A 4,367-nucleotide genomic window follows, 5' to 3' on the forward strand; every position below is an offset into this window, starting at 1 on the left:
CTACGACAGAAACACCAATCTGTTCTACAACTACTTCAGGGACTACGATCCGCAGACCGGGCGGTATGTGCAGAGCGATCCGCTCGGACTCGACGGGGGCATTAATACCTATGGATATGTTGATGGGAATCCGCTTAGCTACGTCGATCCAGAGGGCCTTCAATTCAAAACTGTACCCAGGTTTTTCCCACCCGTAGGGCCTGCTAGAAATATTGATCCCGTAACCGGTCAAAACCTGAATCAGGTAAATTTTGATGGAGATTACAGTCGCTCAAGAGATCGGGAGAGTGCCGATGCTGCAAGAAGTCGTGACGCTAGTCCAGCGCAATCACCAGCACTGACGGGGCCAACAACAGGTGGCTGCGGTAAATGGATGTGTGAAGGGCCAGGTCAATTTGACAAGGTCGGAACACAAAAGGATGTAACCCGAATAGGTTGGTTTATTGGATATGGCAGTACGGAGACTGAGGCTGCATTTGCTTGGAAAAAATTGGTTCAGAACGCTTCTCCAAACGGTTACAACGCGAGGCATATTAAGCCGAGGCGCTGCAAGAAAATTGGGTAAATTATGAGTGCTAGGTATTTAAACGTAGACTGTATTTTGAAATCTGATCATTCCTTAGAAGACCTAAAAAATTTTTTAAAGAATGACGTATTTGTTTTGTGGGATGAATTATCAGAAGATGGCAATAGTGTTGGATTTGAGACGAACCTTATTAATACTAACGGTCCAGAAGAAGACATATCTGAGTTCTTAAGGTTATTTGACTCATTGCCATTGTCACTATTGCAGCTTTTGAACCACTGTAGAGAAAAAATTTTTGATATTGGTTTTGAAGGTGAGGCGTTTGGAGATACTGCAAATGCGCATCTCAGCGCCGCAGTAATAGGCAAGCTGGGCCAACTTGGTTTTGCTATCGGAATACGTATTTATCCAATCGCAATGGAAGGGGGTGAGGAAGGCACAGAGCCAGGTCCGGGACTCGGCCATTCGTGAACTTCAGAACGGCAGAACGGCACGGGGTCAGTGCCGCCAAACGGACACGGCTGATGCATAGCTAGATCGGTTGCGCCAGTCTTCCTTCTTCAATAAAAAAAGCCGTCCCCAACCCGCTGCTTCTGGCGCGGGTTCCGGGACGGCTTCTTTTTTAGCGGCTGAGAAGTAAAACGGCTACTGCCCGGACTGCGCGGTAAGCGGCCAGCCCGCCCACCTTCCATTGGCGCTTAGCGCTGTGTAGAGTTTGCGAACGGTAGCAGCGAATCGATCTTGCTGTTGTGGCAGGTAGGCAGTTTTTCGAGGGTGTCGGCCAACCAGCGCGCTGGGTCCAGGCCATTGAGCTTGGCGGTTGCGAACAGGCTCTGGATGACGGCGGCGCGGCGGCCCGCCCGCCCGGAGCCGGCAAACAGCCAGTTCTTCTTTCCGATGGNGCGCCGGCCAGCGCTTGAGGGAATGCTCGATGGCCTTGACCGTACCGCTGCCGACAGCGACGCTGCGCTGTGACGCCAGCAGCCAAGCGTGCAGGTCGGCCAGGATTGGTATGGCGCGCTGCTCACGCAATGCGGCCCGCTGTTGCTGCGGCATATCCGCAGCCTGTTGCTCGATAGCGTACAGCTGCCCAATGCGCCGCAGCGCCTCTTCTGCCACCGGGCTGCCGCTGGGTAAGCGTCCGCCCAGTACCCTGTTGATTTGAGCGCCGTATTGCCTGATGATGGCATCACACCGCTGGGAAGCGGCGTGTTTTTCAGGCAGTGGCCAACTGCCCGGCGCAACGCCAGGGCAGGAACTCGTCAACGCGGTTGACGGGGTGATCGGCGATGTGGGCTAGCACATGGCGCAACCAGGCTTCCGGGTCGATCCCGTTGAGCTTGGCCGTCCCGATCATTGAGTAAATAGCGGCCGCGCGCTCGCCACCGCTGTCGGCGCCGGCGAACAGGTAGTTGCGCCGCCCGATAGCGACGCCGCGCAGGGCGCGTTCCGCAGCCGAGTTGTCGATCTCGATCACGCCATCGTCGCAGTAGCGCACCAGGGCCGGCCACAGATTGAGGGCGTATTGAATCGCCGCTGAGGTATCGGACTTGCGCGAGAGTTTCTCCATCGAGGCGCGCAGCCAGCGCTCAAGCGCATCGATGAGCGGCCTGGACATGCTCTGCCGGGCCAGTTGCCGTTCATGCGGCGGCTTGCCGCGGATGTCGGCTTCAATCAAGTACAGTTCGCTAATGCGGCGCAAGGCTTCCTCCGTCAATGGCGATGGACGTGCCACATGCAGGTCGTAGAATTTGCGGCGGGCGTGAGCCCAGCAGGCCGCCTCCTGGATCGTGCCGTCCGCATAGAGGGCGTTGAAGCCGGCATAGGCGTCGGCCTGCAGCACCCCGCTGAAGTTGGCCAGATGCGTTTGCGGATGGATGCCTTTGCGGTCCGGCGTGTAGGCAAACCAGACAGCGGCCGGCGTGCTGTCGCCGCTGGCCCGGTCGTCGCGCACGTAGGTCCACAGGCGCGCCGTTTTGGTTTTTCCATTGCCCGGCGCCAGCACGGGAATCGGGGTGTCGTCGGCATGCAGCTTGGCCGCCGCAAGCACGTGGCGGCGGATCGCATCGACCAATGGACGCAACAAGCCACTGGCCGCGCCAACCCAGCTTGCCAGCAAGGCACGATCAAGATCGACGCCGTCGCGCGCGTAGATGACTGACTGGCGGTAGAGCGGCAAGTGGTCGACGAATTTCGCTACCAGGATATGGGCCAGCAGGCCGGGACCGGCGATCCCGCGCTCGATCGGCCGGCTCGGCGCAGGCGCCTGCACGATGCTGTCGCAGCAGCGGCACGCCATTTTTGGACGGACATGGCGGATCACGCGGAAACTGGCCGGCACATATTCCAACTGTTCAGCAACGTCTTCGCCCAGGTGGCGCAGACCGCCACCACAGGAAGGACACGCAGCAGCATCCGGCAGGTAGACTTTTTCATCGCGCGGCAGATGGTCCGGCAAGGGTTTGCGGACCGACTGCTTGCGCGGAGCGCGGTCCGGCACCGGCATTTCACGGGCCGCCTCGGCGTCGTCGGCTTGCAGATCTTCCAGTTGCAGCTCGAGCTGTTCGATCTGGTGATCGAGCTTCTCGGACTTGCGGCCGAACTGCATGCGGCGTAGCTTGGCAATGGTCAGCTTGAGATGCTCGATCTCGGCAGCGCGCGTGGTCAACTGCGCCTCCAGGCCAGCGACCTGATCGTCGCGCTCCTGTACGCGACGCTCGCTTGCGAGCAGCAAAGCCTTCAAGGCTTCGATGTCATTGGGCAGGTCGGCGGCGTTGAGCATGCGCCAAGCTTACGTGAAGGAGGCGACGTTTACAAGCCCGAGCCTGGCGTCCAGGTACGCTCCGGACGACGCCAATCGATTCCTTCCAGAAGCATCGACAGCTGCGCCTGGCTCAGCGTCACTGTCCCGCTGCTCGCTTGCGGCCAGATGAACCGTCCACGCTCGAGCCGCTTGGCCAGCAGGCACAGTCCATCTCCTGTCCACCAGAGCAATTTGATCATATCGCCGCGACGACCGCGAAACACGAACACATGACCGCTGAACGGATCTTCCGCCAGCGCCGTTTCCACCTTGGCCGCCAGGCCGTTGAAGCCGGCGCGCATGTCGGTGACACCGGCGGCGAGCCAGATGCGCGTGCCTACCGGAAGGCCGATCATGCGCGCAAACTTTGAACGACCGTCTTGAGCAATGCAGCATCGACGTCGCCACGCAGGCGCACGATCGCATCAGCGATCACAATCTCGATCACCCCGCCTGAGACGCTATCGCGCCGCGCGGGCGCAGCCGTGGACCTTGGCCCGGCCGGCGTCTTAGCAAGCACGACCGGCAATAAGGCGGCCGGTGCTGGCCCCGCATCATCCAGCAATCCTGCGCGCAGATCGCGCCGCCATTTGAACACCATGTTCGCATTGACCTGATGCGCCAACGCCAGCTTCGAGACGGACACGCCGGGCTCGCAAGCCGCAACGGCGAGTCGGCGTTTGAACTCGCGTGAATAATTCGATTTGCCCTTGCGGTTGCCCGGCTTTATTTCTGTGTCCAAAGTAGTGCCCATCAAAAAAGTAGTGGGAACTACTTTGACGCGAATGACAGACTACGTCCAGACGGTGCAGGCAAGACGCTTACGCCGCTGGCGGCATGCACGTCGAAGAACTTGCGTCGAATGTGGGCCAGGCAAGCGAGCTCGGTGGGGCCTGCCGTCAACAGCGCCTTGTAGCCGACATAGTCGTCCACCATCAGATGTCCGCGCCAGTCCTGCAGGAAGGCGCGCGCATGGGCGCCGGCACGGCTGGCCTGGTAGTCAAACACGACCATCGACGGCCCATCGTCGAGCGCATT

At 59.6% G+C, this 4,367-nt stretch carries 6 protein-coding genes and 2 pseudogenes; 2 read left to right on the forward strand and 6 right to left on the reverse strand.

Translation table 11 applies throughout. The annotated features are described in order from the left end of the window. Together EJB06_RS31375 and EJB06_RS31380 are read left to right on the forward strand one after the other, a co-directional pair. Positions 1-565: RHS repeat-associated core domain-containing protein (locus tag EJB06_RS31375; RefSeq protein WP_164558101.1), on the forward strand; the 565-nt coding region annotated here is incomplete at its 5' end. Positions 566-601: 36 nt separating this feature from the next. Continuing rightward, a complete protein-coding gene (locus EJB06_RS31380; RefSeq protein ID WP_126077950.1) occupies positions 602-997 on the forward strand; it encodes a hypothetical protein in 396 nt (131 codons plus the stop codon). A 227-nt stretch (positions 998-1,224) separates the two neighbouring features. Here the strand turns inward: EJB06_RS31380 and EJB06_RS31385 are convergent, their stop codons facing one another. From EJB06_RS31385 to EJB06_RS31405, 6 genes and pseudogenes are all read right to left on the reverse strand, one after another. Beyond that, the gene (locus tag EJB06_RS31385) at positions 1,225-1,554 is read right to left on the reverse strand and encodes a transposase domain-containing protein (RefSeq protein ID WP_229427389.1); all 330 of its coding nucleotides are present in this window, start codon (positions 1,552-1,554) and stop codon (positions 1,225-1,227) included. Then, positions 1,490-1,792 (reverse strand): annotated as a pseudogene (locus EJB06_RS33260) (IS66 family transposase); the annotation flags it as partial. The gene EJB06_RS31385 and the pseudogene EJB06_RS33260, both read right to left, overlap by 65 nt. Continuing rightward, the gene (gene tnpC / locus EJB06_RS31390; protein WP_126077951.1) at positions 1,743-3,308 is read right to left on the reverse strand and encodes an IS66 family transposase; all 1,566 of its coding nucleotides are present in this window, start codon (positions 3,306-3,308) and stop codon (positions 1,743-1,745) included. The pseudogene EJB06_RS33260 and the gene tnpC, both read right to left, overlap by 50 nt. Before the next feature lie 29 nt (positions 3,309-3,337). Then, positions 3,338-3,685 carry an IS66 family insertion sequence element accessory protein TnpB gene (gene tnpB, locus EJB06_RS31395; RefSeq protein ID WP_126077952.1) on the reverse strand — a complete coding sequence of 116 codons (348 nt, stop codon included), beginning with the start codon at positions 3,683-3,685 and terminating at the stop codon, positions 3,338-3,340. Then, complete coding sequence (gene tnpA, locus EJB06_RS31400; RefSeq protein ID WP_229427390.1) at positions 3,682-4,071, reverse strand: IS66-like element accessory protein TnpA; 390 nt, start codon at positions 4,069-4,071, stop codon at positions 3,682-3,684. Before tnpA ends, tnpB begins: the two co-directional genes overlap by 4 nt. Positions 4,072-4,145: 74 nt before the next feature. Beyond that, positions 4,146-4,367 (reverse strand): annotated as a pseudogene (locus EJB06_RS31405) (IS66 family transposase); the annotation flags it as partial.

Origin of the sequence: Massilia atriviolacea, from assembly GCF_003953935.1 — a bacterium.
Classification (GTDB): domain Bacteria; phylum Pseudomonadota; class Gammaproteobacteria; order Burkholderiales; family Burkholderiaceae_D; genus Telluria_A; species Telluria_A atriviolacea.

Excerpts from the sequence above, each read along its gene's own strand:
- tnpB (WP_126077952.1), bottom strand. The coding sequence starts at position 3,685 with ATGATCGGCCTTCCGGTAGGCACGCGCATCTGGCTCGCCGCCGGTGTC.
- tnpC (WP_126077951.1), bottom strand. The coding sequence starts at position 3,308 with ATGCTCAACGCCGCCGACCTGCCCAATGACATCGAAGCCTTGAAGGCT.